Raw genomic sequence first — 19,903 nt, 5'->3', positions numbered from 1 at the left:
GACCGCGGGTGACCACCGGCGAGCCGCGAAACGACGGGGCCGCGCCCGACCGCGGCTGACCACCGGCGAGCCCCGGGACCACGGGGCCGCGCACGACCCCGGCTGACCGCCGGCCGATCCCGATGACCTACAGGGCGACCGGGTTGCGCGCCCTGCGCGCCTCGGGGACGATCAGCGGAGTCCCGGTCTGCGGGTCGGTGATGATCTCGCACCGCAGGTCGAAGACCTGCTCGACCAGCGCGGCCGTCATCACCGCCGCCGGGTCGCCCTCGGCCACGATCACTCCGTCGCGCATGACGACGAGGTGGGTGGCGTAACGGCAGGCCTGGTTGAGGTCGTGGAGCACGGCCACCATGGTCCGTCCCGCCTCGTGCAGGTCGGCGCAGAGGTCGAGCACCTCGACCTGGTGGGCGATGTCGAGGTAGGTGGTCGGCTCGTCGAGCAGCAGGATCGGCGTCTCCTGGGCCAGCGCCATCGCCAGCCACACGCGCTGCCGCTGGCCGCCGGACAGCTCGTCCACGATCCGCTCGGCCAGCGAGGCGACGTTCGTGGCCGCCATGGCCGCGGCCACGGCCAGCTCGTCCGCCTTCGACCACTGCCGCATCAGCCGCTGGTGCGGGTAGCGCCCCCTGGCGACCAGGTCCGCCACCGTGATCCCGTCGGGCACGATCGAGGTCTGCGGCAGCAGCCCGAGCCGCCGCGCCACCTCCTTCGACGGCAGCGAGGTGATCGCGCTGCCGTCGAGGTGCACGGCGCCCGCCCGCGGTTTCAGCATCCTGGCCAGCGCGCGCAGCAACGTCGACTTGCCGCACGCGTTCGGGCCGATGATCACGGTGAACGAGCCGTCGGGGATCTCCACGTCGAGCGAGGTCGCCACCACCCGCTGCTCGTAGGCGAGGGTGAGGCCGGAACCGGTCAGCCGAGCCATCAGCGGCGTTCCTTTCGCAGCAGCAGGGCCAGGTAGGTGCCGCCGATGGCGGCGGTCAGCACGCCGACGGGCAGCTGGGTGGGCGCGAACAGGCGCTGGGCGGCCAGGTCGGCCGCGGTCAGGAGCACCGCGCCGGTCAGCGCGGAGGCGAGCAGCGTGACGCCGGGGGAGCGGGTCAACCTGCGGGCCAGCTGCGGCGCCGCCATCGCCACGAAGATCACCGGGCCCGCGGCCGCGGTGGCGACCCCGCACAGCAGCACGCCCGCGACGATCGCCGCCGCCCGGACGGGCTCGACGCTGATGCCGACGGCCCTGGCCGCGTCGTCGCCCATCTCCATCATCCGCAGCGGCCTGGAGACGGCGCAGCAGACGGGGACGATCAGGGCGAGCGCGACCGCGACGGGGATCGCGTGGTCCCAGCCGCGCCCGCCGAGGCTGCCGGTCAGCCAGGCGCCCGCGGTGGCCGCGTCGTTGATGTTCGCCTTGGTCAGCAGGTAGGAGTCGACCGACAGCAGCAGGGCGTTGACGCCGATGCCCACCAGGACCAGCCGGTAGCCCTGCACGCCCCTGCGGAAGGCGAGCGCGTAGACCAGCGCCGCCGAGATCACGCAGCCGAGCATCGAGCCCGCGGCGATCTGCGTCGCCGTACCGCCCAGGACGACGGTCAGCACGCCGCCGGTCGACGCGCCGGCGGTGAAGCCGATGAAGTCGGGGCTGCCCAGCGGGTTGCGGGTGAGCGACTGGAAGATCGCGCCGCTCAGGCCGAAGGCGGCGCCGACGGCCAGTCCGGTGACCACGCGGGGCGCCCGCAACTCGCTCACGATCAGTTCCGCCACCGGCGAGCCGTCGCCGAACAGGGCGGCCAGGATGTCGCCGACGGGCACGGTGAACTCGCCGGTCGAGACCGCGACCAGCGCGATCGCGACCGCGGCCACCAGCAGCGCGATGCTCACCAGGACGGCGCGGGGGGCCGGCCGCACCGAGTAGGGGCCGAGCCGAACGGGGGAGGTCATAGCGCGGCCAGCCTCCTGCGCCGGGCCAGCAGGATGAAGACGGGGGCGCCGACCACCGCGCACATGATGCCGACCTGCACCTCGCCCGGCGGCGCTATCACGCGCCCCACGATGTCGGCGACGAGCACGAGGGCGGGCGAGAGCACCGCCGCGTACGGCAGCAGCCACCGCTGGTCCGGCCCCACCACCGCCCGGACGGCATGCGGCACCGCGAGGCCGACGAACCACAGCGGTCCCGCCCCCGCCGTGGCCGCCCCGCACAGCAGCGTGACGGCGAGCGCGGTCAGCGTCCTGGTGCGGCCGACGGCCACGCCGAGCGCCCTGCCGGCCTCCTCGCCGATCGCCAGCGCGTTGAGCGGCCTGGCCAGCAGCAGCCCGAGCACGATCCCCACGCCCATGAACGGCACCAGCCGCCAGATCACGTCGGCCGTCTGGGCGGCCAGCGACCCGGTGAGCCAGAACCGCATGCGGTCGAAGGTCTGGGAGTCCAGGCGCAGGATCGCCTGGCAGACGGCGGTGAAGACCATGCCGAGCGCCACGCCGGCCAGCGCCAGCCGTACGGGGGAGGCGCCGGAGCGGGCCGCTGAGCCGAGCGCGTAGACGACCGCCGAGGCCAGCGCGGCGCCGCCGAAGGCGAACCAGACGTAGGCGGCGGGGTCGGTGAGGCCGAGCACGCCGATCGCGACGGTCGCGCCGAGCGCGGCCCCCTGGTTGATCCCGAGCAGTCCCGGATCGGCCAGCGGGTTGCGGGTCAGGCTCTGCATGAGCGCTCCCGCGAGCCCGAGCGCCGCTCCGACACCGAGGCCGAGGACCGTGCGCGGCACCCTGAGCTCGCGGACGACGGTGTGGTCGCTGGAGCCGTCGGGGGCGGTGAAGGCGCTGATGACCGTCGACAGCGGCACCGAGCGCGCGCCGAGCGCGACGCTCAGCAGGGCGACCAGCGCCAGGAGCCCGAGCGCGGCCAGCAGCCCCGCCGCCAGGACGGCGGAGCGCCCCCGCGCGGGGGCGGCTGGCTCCTTCGTGGCGGAGCCGGTCAGCGGAGGCGCGGTCACGGTGTCCTCTCGTGGTAGATCCTTAGGCAAGGCTAATCTAACTCGGCGCCACAGCATCGCAGGAGGGCGGGTCCCGGGAAAAGGGAAGGTAAGGCTATGCTAACCGCCGTCTGTTTTAGGTAAGCCTCGCCTAAGGAGTAGGAAGATGTCGGTATCCCGTAGAGGACTGCTCGCGGCGGCCGCCGGCCTGGGCGCCGCTCTGGCCCTCGCCGCGTGCGGCGGGGAGTCGGCGTCCGCCCCCGCCGCACCCGCGCAGGCCAGCGCCGCGGCCGCCCCCTTCACCTACACCGACGACCGCGGCAGGAAGATCGACCTGCCGAAGACCCCGGCGAGGATCGTGGCCCAGGTCGGCTCGGCCGCCGCGCTGTGGGACTTCGGCGTCAAGCCGATCGCCGTCTTCGGCCCGCACAAGCTGTCGAACGGCGAGCGCGACCCCCAGGTGGGCAATGTCGACATCACCAAGGTGACGGGCCTCGGCAACGTCTGGGACGAGTTCAACGTCGAGCAGTACATCGGCCTGCAGCCCGAGCTGCTGGTCAGCAGCATGTACCTGAAGGACACGCTGTGGTACGTGCCGGAGAAGTCCAAGGACACGATCGAGAAGGTCGCCCCGACGGCGGGCGTCATGCTCACCGGCAGGAACGCCACCGAGGTGATCGCCAAGTACGGTGACCTGGCGGCCAAGCTCGGCGCCGACCTCGCCGCCCCCGAGATCACCCAGGCCAGGGCCCGCTACGAGGCGGAGCTGGAGGCGCTGAGGAAGCTCGCGGCCAAGGGCCTGACGATCGAGCTGGTCTCCGGCAGCCCCGACGCGATGTACGTCTCGACCCCCGAGATGGTGCCGGACTTCAAGCTGCTGAGCGACGCCGGGCTCGACATCGTGAAGCCGAAGGTCGACGCCCAGGGCTACTTCGAGTCGCTGAGCTGGGAGAACGCCGACAAGTACAAGGCGGACGTCATCCTGTTCGACAGCAGGACCCAGGCCCTCGGCCTGGAGGAGATGAAGAAGAAGCCCACCTTCGCCAAGCTGCCCGCCGTGGCCAAGGGCCAGATCTACCCGATGTGGGTCGAGACCCCCTACAGCTACCAGAAGTGGGCCGACCTGCTCGAGGGCCTGGTGGCCGACCTGGGGAAGGCTAGTAAGCTCCCCTGACCTCGACGATCTCCGTCAGCGGGAACTCCAGGTAATCGCCCGCCTCCTCGCACCAGGCGTCGAGTGTGCCGCCGCGCAGCTCGCCGTGGCTGATCGTCGCGGTCAGCCCGTCGGTCAGCGTGATGCCGGCCCGTACCCCGCGGTCGACCACGAGGCCCAGCAGCGACTGCTGGGCGGTCGGCAACCTGGTGGCGTTCCTGCCGATGACCGCCCAGGTGCGCCCGCTCTGTTCCGCGCTGTCGTGGGCGCCGAGCAGGCGGCGGGCGTGCTCGTGAGGGTCGGGCGCGGGCTCGGCGAGGATGTGCGCGGGGGCGTCGACCTCGGCGACCTGCCCGCCGGGCAGCAGGATGAGCTTGCCGTTCTGCGGATCCTCGGAACCGGCGACCCTGGTGCGCCTGACCGCGATCTCGCCGGTGTCGGCGATCGGCACGGGCGCGTAGCCGTTCTCCCGCAGCGCGGCCAGCGTGGGCTCGGCCGGCGTGGAGCTGACCAGCACGGTCGGGGCCAGCAGCCGCAGGCCCAGCCGGGACAGGCCGCGGTTGTGGGCGATCTCGGCCAGCAGGGCGGGATCGGAGGCCTGCACGATGCAGGCGACCGTCGTCACCGTCACCTCGCCGTGCCGGCGCGCCATGTCGCGGACGAGATAGTCGAGCGGCTGCGGGATCGTGCCGACCTCGCCCAGCTCGGCCAGCAGTTCGTCGGCGTCATAGCCCCGGTCGAGCGCGCCGCGCACGCTCTCGGCGGTGAAGCGCCACACCGAGGCGGCGCCGCGCGACTCCCGCTCGGCCACCCTGTCGAGCAGCTCGGCCAGCTCGGTGGAGGGCGGCCCGGTGACCACGGCGGTCAGGTCGGCGCCGAACAGCGCGCTCCTGCGCACGCTGGCCAGCGCCCGCGTCGAGACCTCGACCAGGACGGGATCGTGCTCGACCAGCGGCACCGCGTCGTCGTTCTCCTCGCCCGCGTGGGCGCTCAGCCCGGCCAGCGCCCGGCCGAGGTCGGTGAGGGCGTCGTTGGCCAGCAGGCCGAGCAGCGTGGCCTCCTCCAGCACGGCGGCGGCGCAGTCGGCCAGCAGGGCCTGGTCGAGCAGGGGAGCGTGCCAGTGGGCGCTGCGCACGAGGCTGCCCCTGTCGGCGAAGGCCGTACCCGCCGGCAGGTGGGACAGCACGCCCAGCAGCGCCCTGCGCACGCGGGCGATCGCCGCGCCGCTCCGCTCGTCGCCGAGCACCGTGGGGTACTTGCCCTCGACCTTGCGCAGCGACGAACGCTCCATCCGCCACCAGGCCGACAGCAGCAGCCGCAGCCTGGCCGAGCCCTCGTCGAGCCGCCACCTGTCGTACCGGTCGGTGGGCACCATGCCGCCCGACTTCTCGTCCCACGCCAGCAGCCTGGCGACCGCGCAGATCTCCAGCAGCAGCCGGGTCTCGTCCTCGTCGCAGCCGGTCTCCCTGGCGACCCTGCGCACCTCGCGCACGCCCACCCCGCCGGTCTTCAGCAGCGGCAGCGGCGTCTTGGCGGTGTTGTCGAGCAGGGTGGCGCAGCGCTCGACCATGTGCGGGGCGGCCAGCGTCATCAGGTGGTCGACCTCCTCGGGGTCGACCGGGATCGTCGGCACCTCGGGCGGCTCGGGGGTGAAGGGCGGGTGGTAGCCGGGGCCGCGGATCGACAGCGCCACCTCGCGCGGCATCTCCGCCACCTCCCAGCGGGGGCGGTAGAGCAGGCCGTGGTCGGCCGCCCACTTCTCCGGGGTGCCGAGCGTCACGAACGCGCCGCCGTCGACGTCGCGGACCGGACCGTCCCACGCGAAGTCGGCCAGCAGGCGCTCGGTGCCCTCGGGCGCGTTGCGCAGCAGGGCGGTGAGCCGCTCGCCGTCGGACAGCACCTCCGTCGCCCTGACGATCGTGCGACGCTTGCTGCCGTGCGCGGGCAGGCCGAGGTTGCGGGCCAGGGCGCGCAGCGTGTCGTTGTTGATGGTCCAGGAGTTGAGGTAGTGGTCGAGCGGCTCGCCGAGGCCGAGCGGCGCCGCCCACCAGCGCGCGACCGCCGCGGCCAGGTGGATGCCGCCGTCGGCGTCGGGCCAGGCCAGCGCGTGGTCGTAGCTGACGTCGAGCCAGGGGACGACCTGCTCGACCGGGGCGTCCAGGAAGCGCGCCAGCCGGTCGGGCGGCACGCCGTCGCCGAGCACCAGGCACGCCTGCGCGATCTCCAGGCAGGGCAGCGGCAACGCCCGCATCGCCTCCATGACGGCGAAACCGTTGCCCAGCCGCTGGGCCAGCGTGTCGAGCCGGCGCGGCCAGGGGGCCGCTATGGCATCCGGTCGGTTGGACAGGACGCGGGCGAGCCTCGCTTCGTCCAGTGTTCGCAGCCAGCCGAGCAGGTGATCATCCATCTGTCAGCACTCTCAGTGGGTCGCGCGCGGGGACTCGCCGTGAGCCTTGATCATCCACGTGGGCCTCACTACGAGGCAGACCTCAGCATACGCGCTCCATGCCGGGGTGTCCGGGCCTTCGCGTGCATGCGACAGAGCGTGGAGAAGGCGTGGGGAGAGCGCATGGAGAGCACAGGGAGGAGCGCGGAGAGGTCACCGGGAGCGCGGGGAGGGCCGCGCCGACCTCAGGAGAGCACCGCCCAGACGATCTTCCCGTACGGCGCGAGCGCCGACCAGCCCCAGCGCATGCTCAGCGACTCCACGATGTGCAGGCCGAGCCCGCCCACGTCGAGCGGCCCGGGGTAGCGCAGCACGGGCACGGCCGCGGCCGGGTCGGTGAAGGCGCAGGTGACCAGCGCGCCCCTGCGCACCAGCGACATGCGCACGGGTTCGTGCCGGCGCGGCTCGTCGAGCGTCAGGCCGTGGCGCAGCGCGTTGGTGGCGAGCTCGGAGACCACCAGCTCCATGCTGTCGACCATCTCCTCCAGCTTCCAGCCGGCGAGCGTGCCGGCGGTGAAGCTGCGGGCGGAGTGGACGGAGGAGGCCGCCGGGGGGAGGACGAAGGTCGCGCTGGCGCCGACCGCCGTGCCAGGGACGACGAGGTCGCGCGCCGCCTCAGGCCACCAGCCGACCGGGGGCCACCAGTCGAGCGTGGTCCACAGGCCGAGGGGTTTGGTGGACTGCACGGTGATCATTCTGAGGCAGAGTCTCGTGCAGGTGCAAGAGCGAATGCACGTGCAGAAGGGATGGGCAACCGCTACCGTTTGCCCTGTATCGGTGAATCAGGTGGCAAAGGGGGATCTTGCCGCGACCCATGATCTTTGGGGCGCGAAGTGACAGACTGTGTGGTACGGAAACGACCAAGGAGCAGCACGTGTCCATGGATCCGCCGGGTTCTGGCTCAACCGTTCGGCGCATCATGCTCGGCGCCAGCCTGCGTCGCCTGCGCGAGCAGCGCGGACTCACCCGTGATGTGGCCGGATTCCACATCAGGGCCTCCGAGTCCAAGATCAGCCGCATGGAGCTCGGCCGCGTCGGCTTCAAGACACGTGATGTGGAAGACCTGCTCACGCTGTACGGCGTCGTCGACGACGCCGAGCGGCGTGCCCTGCTGGAGATGGTCCGCGAGGCCAACACCCCCGGGTGGTGGCACAAGTACTCAGCCGTCCTGCCCCAGTGGTTCACCACCTATGTGGGACTGGAGGAGGCCGCCAGCCTGATCCGCACCTACGAGGTGCAGTTCGTGCCCGGCCTGCTGCAGACGGCGAACTACGCCAGGGCGGTCTACCAGCTCGGCAACCCCGACGCCTCTCCTCAGGACATCGACCAGCGCGTGCATCTGCGCATGCAGCGGCAGGAGCGCTTCACCCGGAAAGACGGCCCCCGGCTGTGGGCCGTCATCGACGAGGCGACCCTGAGGCGGACCATCGGCGGCCGAGAGGTCATGTCCGAACAGCTTCAGCATCTGCTGCACGTGGCGACCTTCCCCAACATCACCATCCAGGTGATGCCCTTCCGGTACGGCATGCACGCCGCCGAAGGGGGCGCGTTCAGCATCATGCGGTTTCCCGAGTCCGACCTGTCGGACGTCGTCTACGTCGAACAGCTCTGGGGTGCCCTGTACCTGGACAAGCGTGAGGACATCGACCCGTACCTCACCGCCATGGAGCAGCTGTGCGTGGAGAGCACCACGCCGGGCGGCACCGTGGAGCTCATCGACGGTCTTCTCAGAAAGATGTAGATGGAGCACACCTACAACGGCATGCCCGCCACCGACCTCACCGAGGTCGCCTGGCGGAAGAGCCGCTACAGCAACTCGCAGGGCAACTGCGTGGAGCTCGCGGAGCTCCCCGACGGCGGGATCGCGGTCCGCAACTCCCGCTTCCCCGAGGGCCCCGCGTTGATCTACACCCGTGACGAGATCCGGGCGCTGGTGCTCGGGGTGAAGGACGGGGAGTTCGACGGTCTGCTGGTTTAACACGGTGTTCACCTCCGGCGCACCCGCGTAACCCGGGTGCGCCGGACGGGAAATCCCCCGGTTTCGTCCCTCAAGCAGGATCTCTTCATGCTCGATCAGATGACGCTCTATCCCATCGCCGACGACGTGCTGATCGCACCGGGCGGCAGGGTCGTGATCCGCACCTACGGCGTGGGCTCCGCCGTGCCCGACGGGGTGGTCTCCTACCGCACCTGGGTGACCGGCGTGCGCGACCAGCCCCGCTACTGGCACTGGGGTCACTTCGAGGACGCCACCTCGGGGCACCGGCGCGTGCTGGAGTGGCTGACGGGGCGCGGGCCCCAGCCGGTTCCGGCCATCGCCTGATATCATCCCGAGCAATCGCTTGGTTCGATTTCGGGAGGCCGCCGTGCGGCGAGGCATCCACCTGCTCGAGGAAGTCGACTTCCGGCCGATGAACTCCCGCCGGCCGCTGGAGTACCTGACCTGGCTGACCCGCTACAAGCAGGAGGACGCCGGCCGCCAGGCGCCCGAGCTGACCGAGGGCATGTCCATCCGGTCGCGGGAGATCGATCTCGTCGGCGCCTTCTACGCCGTCGGGATCACCGGCCACCACCAGTTCAAGGCCGTCACGCTGTGGGACTGCCACGGCGGGTGGGAGGGCGGCTGGCGCCAGATGATGGAGATCTACTCGGGCGTCGACGCGCGCCTGTTCCTGTCGGACATCGACGACCTGCGCTTCTCGGCCTTCTCCCGGCCGCTCGGCGCGGTCCACGGCAGCCCCCCGCTCGCCTCGGCCGCGCCCGCGCCGCTGTTCCTGTTCGAGAGCGCCACGGTACGGCCCGGCGCCGCCCTCGACTACCTCGAAGCCGTCCGCGCCGAACGCCTGCCCATCCTGCGCGACCACGGGCACACGCTCGTCGGGCTGTACGAGGTGCTGATGTGCGACACCGAGGTCGTCACCGTGTGGGGCACCACCCTCGACGCGCACCTGGCCGTGCAGCGGGCCAGGGACGCGGCCCTCGGGCTCGACGACGAGGTCGTGCCCGACGAGCGGCTGCTCACCTGGGGGAAGCGGGCCCGCGCCTACCTGTCGGGCCCCTGGCGCGAGACCATGCTGGTGCCCTTCCCCGGCAGCCGGCTGGCGCCCGAGCCGGCTGCCGCCCGCGCCTAGACCGGGGCGTTCCAGTTGAGGACGACCGGCTCGGCGTGCTCGAACCCGAGCCGCGAGTAGGTCCCCGTGTCCAGCCGGAAGAACCTGCCGTCACGCGGCGGCAGGCCCAGCCACCTGGCGGTCAGCACGCGCAGGAAGTGCCCGTGCGCGACCAGCGCCACCGAGCCCTTCGCGGCCCTGGCCCGCTCGATCACCCTGTCGGCCCTCGCGCCGACCTGCTCCACGCTCTCGCCGGGATGCTCGGCGTCGCCGGGGATCACGCCGTCACGCCACAGGTACCAGCCCGCACGGGTCTCGCGGATGGTCGGCGTGGTGATGCCCTCGTAGCCGCCGTAGTCCCACTCCCACAGGTCGGGGTCCACCTCGTAGTCGGTCAGCCCGGCCAGCTCCGCCGTACGGCGTGCCCTGCCGGCGGGGCTCACCAGCACCAGGTCGAAGGCGCGCGCCTTCACCAGCGGCGTCAGCGCCCTGGCCTGTTCCTCGCCGTGGGGGGTCAGGGGCAGGTCGGTACGGCCGGTGTGGCGGCCCGTCCTGCTCCATTCGGTCTCGCCGTGTCTCAAGAGCATCAGGTCATCCATAGCAGGACCATCATCGCCGACCGCCCGCGTCCGGCCCGCCGGGGGGCGTCCCACGGGCCGCCACGTTGACCTCAACCCCGCTTGAGGTTGCATCGTGGCGGTGGAACGACCACCCACCGGATGGAGAGCCTCATGCACGCCGTCGTCCTGCACGCCTTCGGGCCCGCGGAGAACCTGACCTACGAGACGGTCGACGACCCCGTCCCCGGCGCGGGCGAGGTGCGCGTCGTGGTGAAGGCCGCGGGCGTGCACCTCATCGAGACCCTGCTGCGCACCGGCGTCACCATCGGGCCGCCGGTCCCCGACCTGCCGACCGTCTTCGGCGGCGAGGTCGCGGGCGTGGTGGACGCCGTCGGCCCGGGTGTCGACGAGTCGTGGATCGGCCGCCGGGTGGTGACCGGCGCCAGCAGGCCAGGCGGCTACGCCGAGCTCAGCGTCGCCGAGGTGGGCGCGCTGCACGCCGTACCCGATGGCCTCGGGTTCGAGGAGGCGGTGGCCATGATCGTGACGGGCACCACCACGATGGCCCTGATCGAGCTGGGCGCCCCCACCGCGGCCGACGTGATCCTGGTCAACTCGGCGGCCGGCGGCATCGGCCGTCTGCTCGTGCAGCACGCCCGCCACATCGGCGCCGAGGTCGTCGGGGCGGCGGGCGGGCCGGCGAAGGTGGCGACGGTTCCGGGGCGCGCCGTCGACTACGACGTGCCCGGCTGGAGCGCGCGGGTCGGCGAGGTGACGCTGGTCTTCGACGGCGTCGGCGGCAGCCGGGGCAGGGAGGCGTTCTCCCTGCTGGGCGCGGGCGGGCGGCACATCGTGTACGGCAACGCCTCGCGCGAGGAGGCGGGCGCGCCGGCGCCCGAGGAGATCAAGGCGAAGGACATCACGTCGATCTACGCGATCGAGCGGATCCTCAGCCGGCCCGGCGGGCTGCGCGAGCTGGAGGAGCGGGCCCTGGCGGAGGCGGCTTCGGGCCGCCTGGTGCCGCAGGTGCAGGCGTTCCCGCTGGCCGAGGCGGCCGCCGCGCACGCGGCGCTGGAGAGCAGGGCGACGTCGGGAAAGGTGGTCCTGATCCCCTGACCGGCAGGGGGAGTGTGCCGGCTTCCGCTCCTGGCCGGCCGGGCGATGTGGGTCAGGTGCCCGCCAGCTCCTCCACCACCGGGGTGAAGGCGTCGAGGTCGCGCTCGTGGTGGAGAACGTAGTAGGAGACGTCGTGATCGTCCCGCCAGCGGCGCAGCTTGTCGACGACGTCCTGCCTGGTCCCGGGGAGCACCTGCGGCGTGTCGGCCTGCGGGGCGGAGTCGGCCGCGCTCCACGACTCCCTCGACCGCCTGGCGCCGACCTGCTGGACGCTCGTGCCGAGCTCCACCTGGTCGTACCGGCCCTCGGCGGCCGCCCGGACCACGTCGATCTTCGCGAGGAACGCGGACGGCCCGCCGTCGGCGTCGTCGGGCCCCGTCCCGTCGGCGCGGACGCGCATGCCGAGGTTGATCACGTCCGCCTCGCGGGCGGCCAGGCGGAGCATGCGCGGCCCGCCGCCGCCCAGCAGCAGCCGCGGGTGCGGCCGCTGGACCGGCTTGGGCTGCTGGTCCAGGGAGTCGATGCGGTAGTGCCTGCCGGTGAAGGAGAACGGCGCCTCACCCCAGAGCCCCTTGAGGACGGTCACCGCCTCGGCCAGCCGGGAGACCCGCACACCGGGAGGGTCGAGCTCCATCCCGGCGGCGACGTAGTCGGCCGCCATCCAGCCGGTGCCGACCCCCAGCTCCAGGCGCCCGTCGGAGAGCAGGTCGAGGGTGGCCGACTCCTTGGCGAGCACCGCAGGGTGCCGGAAGTCGTTGGCGGCCACGAGCGTGCCCACCCTGAGCCGCGTGGTGGCGCAGGCGGCCGCCGTCATCGCCGCGAAGGGGGCCAGGCGGGGACCGACCAGGTGGTCGGGCACCAGCAGCGCGTCGAACCCCGTGGCCTCCAGCCGCCGCGCCTTCTCCGCCCATGCCTTGCCCGACTCGGCGTGACGGACGACCGCCGCGAACCTGAACCGCCGCATGACGCCTCCCGGCCAAGCGTTTGGTTCACACCTTAGACCGGGAAGGATCTTTCGGCCAGAAGTCAGGCTCCGCGCTGGTTCAGCAGGCCGAGCGCCACCCCGCCCATCCCCGCCGTCATGAGCAGCCACGCGACGCCCGCCGCCACGTTGCCCAGCCCGGCGAACCACGAGATCGGGATCGCCACGGGAGCCACGACCAGCGCGATGGCCGCCCACACCGGCGCGGTCCTGCCGAGGAGCGCGGCGACGCCCAGCAGCAGGAAGCCCAGCAGGCCGAACAGGAACGACATGCCCAGGATCGAGGTGGGCAGCCCCTCGTTGTAGGCGGCGTAGAGCTTGGTGAGCGTGGCCTGGTCCAGGCCCGCCACGATGCCGGCGTACAGGACGTCGTCGGAGTTGCCGCCGATCGGGACGATCAGGACGAACGCCAGGATCATGGCGACCAGGCCGAGCACCGGCCGGCCGGCGCGGGCGACCCTGGCCACGCCGAACGCGGCCGGGACGATCGTCAGGGAGCTGATCGCCGACAGCCAGGCGAGCAGCGGGTAGGAGCCGGCGGCGGCGACGAACTGGCGCACGTACGCCTCGCCCTCGGCGGTGACGTTGCCCGGCGCGAGGAGGATGGACGCGGCGATGGCCAGCGGCGAGATCACGGCGGCGGCGATCATGGCGTAGCGGGTGAAGGTGTCGGCTCCCGACCGGGGAGTCGTGTCGAGACTGGTCATGGCCCGAGCGTGCGCCCGGCGCGGGCGCCGCGCATGAGTAGGTCCCTACTCATCTTGTTTTACCAAGCGCTTGCTCAGACACTGGGCTCATGGACGTGCGCGCGACGACCGCCGGCGAGACCGCCTTCTTCCACGCCAACGGGTGGGTACGGCTGGCCCGCCTGGTCGACCAGGACACCGTGACCGACCTGCGCGACCGCGCCCTCGCCCGGCTGGGCGAGCGCCCCAGGTCCCGCGCCACCCTCGTCGACCGGGCCTTCGGCCAGTCACGCGACATCGCGCAGGAGGACAAGAGGTTCGCCGAGCTGACCAGGCGCCTGGCGCCGAACGCGGTGCGGCTGCTGTCCGGCGTGAGCGCGGTCCGGATGCAGGTGACCAACCTGCTGGTGAAGGACGGCGGCGGCGCGGACGGGCACGGCGCCACGCCGTTCCACCAGGACTTCCCGTGGATGCCGATGGACCGCTCGGCCATGCTGACGGTCTGGCTGGCGCTGGCCGACGTGCCCGCCGACATGGGCGCGCTGCGCTTCTACAGCGGCTCCCACCGCCACGGCCTGCTCGGCAGGAGCTTCACCACCACCGGCGACGACCAGCTCACCCAGCACCCGTGGCTGAAGGAGCTGGAGCTGTCACCGCCGCTGGACCTCGCGGCCGGCGACGCGACCGTCCACCACGCGCTGACCGTGCACGGCGCGCCCGCCAACCGGCACCGCTCGCCCCGGCTGTCGTTCACCGTGACCTACTTCGACGCCGACACGCTCTACACCGGCATGCCGTACGGCCAGACCGACGGCCTCGGCCTGGCCGTCAACAAGCCCTTCGACCACCCGAGGTTCCCGTGCCTTGGACGGTGAGCGGCTTCCGGGCCGACCTCGGCGCCACGCTCATGCACGAGCACGTCTTCGGGCTGAGCCCCGAGATCCTGTGGAACTGGCCCGACATCCCCGAAGGCTGGGACCTGGAGACGAGGGCCCGGCAGGCGGCGGCCAAGCTCGACGCGCTCAAGGCGGCCGGCATCGACACGATCGTCGACCTCACCGTGGTCGGCCTCGGCCGCTACGTGCCCGCCGTCCAGCGGGTGGCCGAGCTGACCGAGCTGACGATCGTCGCCGCCACCGGGCTCTACACCTACGACGCGCTGCCGCCCTACTTCGCCAACCGCGGTCCCGGCAGCCTGTTCGGCGGTCCCGACCGGCTGGCGGAGTTCTTCGTCAGGGACATCACCGAGGGCATCGGCAGGACGGGCGTGAAGGCGGCGATGCTCAAGTGCGCCACCGACCACGCCGGCATGACGCCGAACTGCGAGCGGGTGTTCAGGGCGGTCGCCGAGGCCCACGTGGCCACGGGCACGCCCATCACCACCCACAGCGCCCAGCCGGGCGGCCTGGAACAGCAGCGGGTCCTGGCCGAGGCGGGCGTCGACCTGAGCAGGGTGGTGATCGGCCACGCGGGCGACTCCACCGACCTCGCCTACCTGGAGGAGCTCATCGCCAACGGCTCCTACCTGGGGATGGACCGCTTCGGGATCGAGACGATCAGCTCCTTCGACGACCGGGTGAGCGTGGTCGCCAGGCTGTGCGAGCGCGGCCACGCGGGCCGGCTCGTCCTGTCCCACGACTCCTACTGCTTCAACGACCGGTTCGACCATGACGTCGTACGGCGCCGCCACCCCAACTACCACCTGCTCCACATCACCACCGACGTCCTGCCGGCGCTGCGCGGACGAGGTGTCACCGAGGAGCAGATCCATCAGATGCTGGTCGACAACCCGCGGAGGATCTTCGGATGGACTTCGACGTCACCCAGGACTGGCACGTCGCCGCGCCGTACGACTTCCTGAGACGGCTGCGCCACGAGCAGCCGGTCTTCCGCAGCGAGCACCTCGGCGCCTACGTCCTGACCAGGTACGCCGACGTGCGCGCCGCCTACGGCGACCACCGCGCGTTCTCCTCGCGGGGCTCGCTGACGATCTCGCGCAGCCTCACCGAGGAGACCAGGCGGAAGCTGGGCGAGCACGGCTCGTTCCTGTCGAGCTTCGTGGCCAACGTGGACCCGCCCGACCACACCCGCCTGCGCCGCTCGGTCTCGCGCGCCTTCACCCCCCGCGCGGTCGCGGCGCTGGAGCGGCGCTTCCGCTTGCTCAACGAGAGCCTGCTCGACCGCATGGCGGGCCGCCGCGCGGCCGACTTCGTCCAGGAGATCGCGCACGAGCCCTCGGTCAAGCTCACCGCCGCCTTCATCGGCGTGCCCGCGGCCGACGAGGAGTTCGTCCAGCGGCGGGTGAAGGAGTGGTTCCAGCTCTTCCTGTCGCCGCAGCCGCCGGAGCGGCAGCTCGAGCTCGCCGACGGCTTCCTGACCTATCTCGACTACGTGGACCGGCTGGTCGCGGCGAGGGCCAAGGACCCGCAGGACGACTTCACCTCGCTCATGACCGCGCTGATCGGCAAGGAGCTGTCGCACCGCGAGGTGGTCGAGCTGATCTCCACGATCCTGCTCGGCGGCAACGACACGGTGCCCAACCAGCTCGGCAACAGCGTCCTGCGGCTGCTCAGGGAGGGCCGCTGGCCGGTGCCGCCCGAGCTGGTGGCCGGCGCGGCCGAGGAGTGCATGCGCATCGACGGCGCCTCCCTCGGCTCGTTCAGGTTCGCCGCCACGGACATCGACCTGCACGGCGTGACGATCCCCGCCGGGGCGCTGGTGCTGCTGTCGACCGACTCCGCGGCCCACGACGAGACCGTCTTCCCCGACCCGGAGAGGTTCGTGATCGACCGGCCGAACGCCGACGCGCACATGGTCTTCGGCTACGGCATCCACTTCTGCGTCGGCGCCGCCCTCGGCCGCCTGCAGCTGCGCACCGCGCTCGACGTGCTCGGCCGCCGGCTGCCGGGGCTGCGCCTGGCCGAGGGCGCGCCCGTCGCCTACCGCCGGTCGATCGTCGGCCGCGGCCTGCCGTCGCTGCCGGTCGAGTGGTGACCCGCTTCGCCGGCAGGGTGGCGCTGGTCACCGGCGCGGGCTCGGGCATCGGCGCGGCCTGCGCGGCGCGGCTGGCGGCCGAGGGCGCCAGCGTCGGCGTCGCCGACCTGCGCGCGGCGGCCGCCAGGCGCACGGCGGCCGCGATCAGGGCGCGGGGCGGCTCGGCCATGGCCATCACCTGTGACGTCTCCGACGAGGCGCAGGTCGCCGCGGCCGTGGTGGACCTGGTGAGCTGCTTCGGCCGCCTCGACGTGCTCCACTCCAACGCGGCCTGCCTCGACCGCGACGTCTACGGCCGCGACGGCGACCTGGCCGACCTCGACGTGGCCGTGTGGGACCGGACGATGGCGGTCAACCTGCGCGGCGCCATGCTGATGGTCAAGCACGCCGTCCCGGCGATGGGCGGCGGCGGGTCGATCGTCATCACCTCCTCCCTGTCCGGACTCCTCGGCGACGTCGACCACGACGCCTACGGCACCTCCAAGGCGGCCATCGGCGGGTTCGTCCGTTACGTCGCCACCATGTACGGCGCGCGTGGCGTCCGCTGCAACGCCGTGGCCCCCGCGCTGGTCATGACCGAGGCCGCCAGGCTCGCGCTCGGTCCCGACCGGCTGGCCGACAAGGCGGCAGAGCGGCTGCTGCCCTGGCCGTGCGAGGTGGACGACGTGGCCGCGCTGGTGGCCTTCCTCGCCTCCGACGAGGCGCGCTGCGTCACCGGCCAGACGCTGGTCATCGACTCGGGCACCTCCGCGCACCGGCCCGAGCACGCGATCCACGCGCGGCAGGGCCTAGAGTGACGGCCGTGGAACCTGTGGCGGTGGGACTGGTGGGCGCGGGCCCGTGGGCGGAGATGGCGCACGCGCCCATGCTGGCGAAGGGGCCGCACACGCGGCTCGCGGGCGTGTGGGCGCGCCGTCCCGAGGCGGCGGCCCGGCTGGGTGCTCCCGTCCACGAGCGGATCGAGGACCTGTTCGACGCCGTCGAGGCGGTGGCCTTCTGCGTGCCGCCCGCCGTCCAGGCCGAGCTCGGCGTGCTGGCCGCCAAGGCGGGCAAGGCGCTGCTGCTGGAGAAGCCGCTGGCGGCCGACCTCGACGGCGCGCGCCGGCTGGCCGACGCGATCGGGGAGGCGGGCGTCGCGTCCCAGATGCTGCTCACGCTGCGCTACTCCCCGGGCACGCGTGACTTCCTGGCCGGGTGCGCCCGGATCGGGGCGTTCGGCGGCCAGGCCGCCGCCATCTCGGGGGTGCTGAGCGGCGGCGGCGACTTCGCCACGCCGTGGCGGCTGGAGCGCGGCGCGCTCCTCGACGTCGGGCCGCACGTCATCGACCTGCTCGACGCCGCCCTGGGCAGGGTGGTCGGCGTCCGCGCCCACGGCGACCCGCTCCGCTGGGTGGGCCTGCTGCTGGAGCACGAGGGCGGCGCCGTCAGCGAGGTGTCGCTGACCATGGCCGCGGTGGGCGACCTGCCGCCGCTGCGGGTCGAGGTGTACGGCACGCAGGGCAGCGTCCGGCTGCCCGCCTCCGACGACGACGAGTTCGCGCGCGTGGCCGAGGAGTTCGCCGCCACCGTACGGCGGGGCGGCGGCCACCCGCTCGACGCCGCGCGCGGCCTGCACCTACAGGAGATCATCGCCGCCGCGGAGGCCCAGCTCGCCACCCCTTGACTTCGGGCCCATCGGGAGAATTGATAGCGTTTGTCCGACGCGCAGCGTTGCAGCGAAGTCCGGTGCGAGTCCGGCGCTGTCCCGCAACTGTCATAGCCAGGTCGCCTGCCGCCGCGCCGACGTCATCAACCCTCGTGGAAAAGGGTGATCCGTCGCATCTTCGCGGGTCTCTCGGTTCCGACAGTGTGAAAGGACTACTCGTGAGGCCCGTACGCACGGCCTTCGCGGGCGCGCTGCTGGGAACGGTCGTCCTGGCCGGCTGCGGCCAGACTCCCGCTCCCTCCTCCGCCCCCTCGGCCACCGCCCCCTCGGCCGCCCAGACCACCGCCTCCGCCGCGCGGGAGGCCGCCTTCCCCGCCACCGTGCAGGCGGGCAACGGCGCGGTCACCATCGCCAAGAAGCCCGAGCGCATCGTCTCCATCTCGCCGACCGCCACCGAGACCCTCTTCGCGATCGGCGCCGGCCCGCAGGTCGTCGCCGTCGACGACATGTCCACCTACCCCGCCGAGGCGCCCAGGACCGACCTGTCGGGCTTCAAGCCCAACGTCGAGGCGATCATCGCGCACAAGCCCGACCTCGTCGTCGCCTCCGACAACAAGGTGGCCGCCCAGCTCGCCAAGGTGAACGTGCCCGTCCTCGTGGAGCCCGCCGCCACCAAGATCGACGAGGCCTACGACGAGATCGTCGACCTCGGCGTGGCGACCGGCAACAAGGCCAAGGCCGACGAGGTCGTCTCCGGGATGAAGACCACGTTCGACCGGCTGGCCGCCGAGGCGCCGAAGGCCTCGAAGCTCACCTACTACCACGAGCTCGACACCACCCCCTACGCCGCCACGTCCACGACCTTCATCGGCCAAATCTATGGCATGTTCGGCCTGGTCAACGTCGCCGACAAGGCGCCCGACGCGGCGGGCGGCTACCCCAAGCTGTCGGCGGAGTTCGTCGCGCAGGCCGACCCCGACCTGATCTTCCTGGCCGACGTGAAGTGCTGCCAGCAGAGCAAGGAGACGCTGGCCAAGCGGCCCGGGTGGCAGGACCTGAAGGCCGTCAAGAACGACCGCGTCACCCAGCTCGACGACGACATCGCCTCCCGGTGGGGTCCGCGCATCGTGGACCTGGCCACCACGATCGGTGACGCCGTGCGGAAGGCCGACACGAGCCAGTGAAGCCGCACGTGCCCGCCAGGGCCAGGCCGCTGTGGGTCGCGGCCGCTCTCGCGGTCCTCGCGCTCTCGATGATCGCGGGACTGCTGGGCGGCGCTGCCGACATCTCGCCCTGGCAGGTCGTGCTCCAGGCCGCCGACTGGCTGCCGTGGGTCCACGTCGACTCCGGGCTCGCCCCCGTCGAGCAGGGCCTGCTGTGGCAGCTGAGACTGCCGCGCGTGCTGGTGGCCGCCACCGTCGGCGGCCTGCTGGCCGTCGCGGGCGGCGGCTACCAGGGCGTCTTCCGCAACCCGCTGGCCGACCCCTACCTGCTGGGCGCGGCCTCGGGCGCGGGCCTGACGGTCACGATGGTGATCGTGTTCCTGCCCGGCAGCGTCGCGAGCGTCCCCCTGGCCGCCTTCGCCGGCGCGGTCGGCGGCGTCTTCCTCGCCTACGCCCTCGGCAACACCGCCGGGCGCTCCGGCGGCACCGCCACGCTGGTGCTGGCGGGCGTGGCCGTCACCTCCTTCCTCACCGCCATCCAGACCTTCGTCCAGCAGCTCAAGGTCGAGGAGCTCGAACGCGTCTACGCCTGGATCCTCGGCGACCTGCAGGGCGGGTGGGACAAGCTCGCGCTCGTCGCGCCGTACGCGGTCGGCTCCAGCGCCCTGCTCCTGCTGCACGGCCGGATGCTGGACGTGCTGTCCGTCGGCGACGACGAGGCGACCACCCTCGGCGTCAGGGCCGCCAGGGTACGGCTGGCCGTGCTCTTCGGCGCGTCCCTGGCCACCGCCGCCGCCGTCGCGGTCAGCGGGCTCATCGCCTTCGTGGGCATCGTCGTCCCGCACGTGGTGCGCCGCCTGGCCGGCGGCTCCTACCGGATCGTGCTGCCGCTGTCGCTGATCGGGGGCGGCGCCTTCCTGGTCCTGGCCGACCTCATCGCCCGCACCGTCATCGCCCCCGCCGAGCTGCCCATCGGCGTGGTCACCGCCTTCGTCGGCGCGCCGTTCTTCGTCGGCGTGCTGCGGATGACCAGGAGGGCGGGGATGTGATCGAGACCCGTGAGCTGTCGGTCGTGC

21 protein-coding genes are annotated in these 19,903 nt (G+C 72.6%); 13 read left to right on the top strand and 8 right to left on the bottom strand.

Features of this window, described 5'->3' with window-relative positions; genetic code table 11:
- Positions 1-127: 127 nt before the first annotated feature.
- From ACWDLG_RS05770 to ACWDLG_RS05760, 3 genes are read right to left on the bottom strand one after another with little or no spacing between them, the layout of a single operon-like run.
- Positions 128-928: an ABC transporter ATP-binding protein gene (locus ACWDLG_RS05770; protein WP_449916378.1), complete on the bottom strand. Its 801-nt coding sequence runs from the start codon at positions 926-928 to the stop codon at positions 128-130.
- Positions 928-1,941, bottom strand: a complete 1,014-nt coding sequence (locus ACWDLG_RS05765; protein WP_449916377.1) for a FecCD family ABC transporter permease — start codon at positions 1,939-1,941, stop codon at positions 928-930. Before ACWDLG_RS05765 ends, ACWDLG_RS05770 begins: the two co-directional genes overlap by 1 nt.
- Positions 1,938-2,993, bottom strand: a complete 1,056-nt coding sequence (locus ACWDLG_RS05760; protein WP_449916374.1) for a FecCD family ABC transporter permease — start codon at positions 2,991-2,993, stop codon at positions 1,938-1,940. Before ACWDLG_RS05760 ends, ACWDLG_RS05765 begins: the two co-directional genes overlap by 4 nt.
- 145 nt (positions 2,994-3,138) lie before the next feature.
- Here ACWDLG_RS05760 and ACWDLG_RS05755 point away from each other — a divergent pair, with 145 nt between their 5' ends.
- Complete coding sequence (locus tag ACWDLG_RS05755; protein ID WP_449916373.1) at positions 3,139-4,146, top strand: ABC transporter substrate-binding protein; 1,008 nt, start codon at positions 3,139-3,141, stop codon at positions 4,144-4,146.
- On the opposite strand, the gene ACWDLG_RS05750 is transcribed toward ACWDLG_RS05755, so the two are convergent.
- Together ACWDLG_RS05750 and ACWDLG_RS05745 are read right to left on the bottom strand one after the other, a co-directional pair.
- A complete protein-coding gene (locus ACWDLG_RS05750) occupies positions 4,130-6,532 on the bottom strand; it encodes a helicase-associated domain-containing protein (protein ID WP_449916371.1) in 2,403 nt (800 codons plus the stop codon). The two genes, ACWDLG_RS05755 and ACWDLG_RS05750, sit on opposite strands and share 17 nt — an antisense overlap.
- Positions 6,533-6,756: 224 nt before the next feature.
- The gene (locus tag ACWDLG_RS05745) at positions 6,757-7,266 is read right to left on the bottom strand and encodes an ATP-binding protein (RefSeq protein ID WP_449916370.1); all 510 of its coding nucleotides are present in this window, start codon (positions 7,264-7,266) and stop codon (positions 6,757-6,759) included.
- 224 nt (positions 7,267-7,490) lie between these two features.
- Here ACWDLG_RS05745 and ACWDLG_RS05740 point away from each other — a divergent pair, with 224 nt between their 5' ends.
- From ACWDLG_RS05740 to ACWDLG_RS05725, 4 genes are all read left to right on the top strand, one after another.
- Positions 7,491-8,312: a helix-turn-helix domain-containing protein gene (locus tag ACWDLG_RS05740; protein ID WP_354913195.1), complete on the top strand. Its 822-nt coding sequence runs from the start codon at positions 7,491-7,493 to the stop codon at positions 8,310-8,312.
- Positions 8,313-8,549: a DUF397 domain-containing protein gene (locus ACWDLG_RS05735; protein WP_183658472.1), complete on the top strand. Its 237-nt coding sequence runs from the start codon at positions 8,313-8,315 to the stop codon at positions 8,547-8,549.
- A gap of 87 nt (positions 8,550-8,636) precedes the next feature.
- Positions 8,637-8,894: a hypothetical protein gene (locus ACWDLG_RS05730; protein ID WP_449916365.1), complete on the top strand. Its 258-nt coding sequence runs from the start codon at positions 8,637-8,639 to the stop codon at positions 8,892-8,894.
- A 43-nt stretch (positions 8,895-8,937) separates the two neighbouring features.
- Complete coding sequence (locus ACWDLG_RS05725; protein WP_449916363.1) at positions 8,938-9,702, top strand: hypothetical protein; 765 nt, start codon at positions 8,938-8,940, stop codon at positions 9,700-9,702.
- Here the strand turns inward: ACWDLG_RS05725 and ACWDLG_RS05720 are convergent.
- Entirely contained in the window at positions 9,699-10,280 is a 582-nt protein-coding gene (locus ACWDLG_RS05720) for a histidine phosphatase family protein (RefSeq protein WP_449916361.1), read from the bottom strand. The genes ACWDLG_RS05725 and ACWDLG_RS05720 overlap by 4 nt on opposite strands.
- Positions 10,281-10,412: 132 nt before the next feature.
- Here ACWDLG_RS05720 and ACWDLG_RS05715 point away from each other — a divergent pair, with 132 nt between their 5' ends.
- Positions 10,413-11,357 carry a zinc-binding dehydrogenase gene (locus tag ACWDLG_RS05715; protein ID WP_449916358.1) on the top strand — a complete coding sequence of 315 codons (945 nt, stop codon included), beginning with the start codon at positions 10,413-10,415 and terminating at the stop codon, positions 11,355-11,357.
- A gap of 52 nt (positions 11,358-11,409) precedes the next feature.
- Here the strand turns inward: ACWDLG_RS05715 and ACWDLG_RS05710 are convergent, their stop codons facing one another.
- Positions 11,410-12,321, bottom strand: a complete 912-nt coding sequence (locus ACWDLG_RS05710) for a TIGR03621 family F420-dependent LLM class oxidoreductase (protein ID WP_354913030.1) — start codon at positions 12,319-12,321, stop codon at positions 11,410-11,412.
- Positions 12,322-12,383: 62 nt separating this feature from the next.
- Positions 12,384-13,046 (bottom strand): hypothetical protein, encoded by a 663-nt coding sequence (locus ACWDLG_RS05705; RefSeq protein ID WP_449916355.1) that lies wholly within the window; start codon positions 13,044-13,046, stop codon positions 12,384-12,386.
- A gap of 89 nt (positions 13,047-13,135) precedes the next feature.
- On the opposite strand from ACWDLG_RS05705, the gene ACWDLG_RS05700 reads away from it, so the two are divergent.
- From ACWDLG_RS05700 to ACWDLG_RS05670, 7 genes are all read left to right on the top strand, one after another.
- A complete protein-coding gene (locus tag ACWDLG_RS05700) occupies positions 13,136-13,900 on the top strand; it encodes a phytanoyl-CoA dioxygenase family protein (protein WP_449916353.1) in 765 nt (254 codons plus the stop codon).
- Positions 13,885-14,886 (top strand): phosphotriesterase family protein, encoded by a 1,002-nt coding sequence (locus ACWDLG_RS05695; RefSeq protein WP_449916352.1) that lies wholly within the window; start codon positions 13,885-13,887, stop codon positions 14,884-14,886. The genes ACWDLG_RS05700 and ACWDLG_RS05695 overlap by 16 nt, the downstream gene beginning before the upstream one ends.
- The gene (locus ACWDLG_RS05690) at positions 14,832-16,019 is read left to right on the top strand and encodes a cytochrome P450 (RefSeq protein WP_449916350.1); all 1,188 of its coding nucleotides are present in this window, start codon (positions 14,832-14,834) and stop codon (positions 16,017-16,019) included. The genes ACWDLG_RS05695 and ACWDLG_RS05690 overlap by 55 nt, the downstream gene beginning before the upstream one ends.
- Complete coding sequence (locus ACWDLG_RS05685) at positions 16,016-16,816, top strand: SDR family NAD(P)-dependent oxidoreductase (protein ID WP_449916348.1); 801 nt, start codon at positions 16,016-16,018, stop codon at positions 16,814-16,816. Before ACWDLG_RS05690 ends, ACWDLG_RS05685 begins: the two co-directional genes overlap by 4 nt.
- A gap of 5 nt (positions 16,817-16,821) precedes the next feature.
- Positions 16,822-17,682, top strand: coding sequence for a Gfo/Idh/MocA family protein (locus ACWDLG_RS05680; protein WP_449916346.1), 861 nt, complete (start codon positions 16,822-16,824; stop codon positions 17,680-17,682).
- Positions 17,683-17,882: 200 nt separating this feature from the next.
- Entirely contained in the window at positions 17,883-18,848 is a 966-nt protein-coding gene (locus ACWDLG_RS05675; protein WP_449916343.1) for an ABC transporter substrate-binding protein, read from the top strand.
- 68 nt (positions 18,849-18,916) lie between these two features.
- Positions 18,917-19,876 carry a FecCD family ABC transporter permease gene (locus ACWDLG_RS05670; protein ID WP_449917552.1) on the top strand — a complete coding sequence of 320 codons (960 nt, stop codon included), beginning with the start codon at positions 18,917-18,919 and terminating at the stop codon, positions 19,874-19,876.
- The last annotated feature ends 27 nt before the right edge of the window (positions 19,877-19,903 follow it).

This window comes from Nonomuraea sp. NPDC003727 (assembly GCF_053586935.1).
Note: the sequence above shows the minus strand (reverse complement) of the source record. Positions and strands in the feature narration are given on the sequence as shown.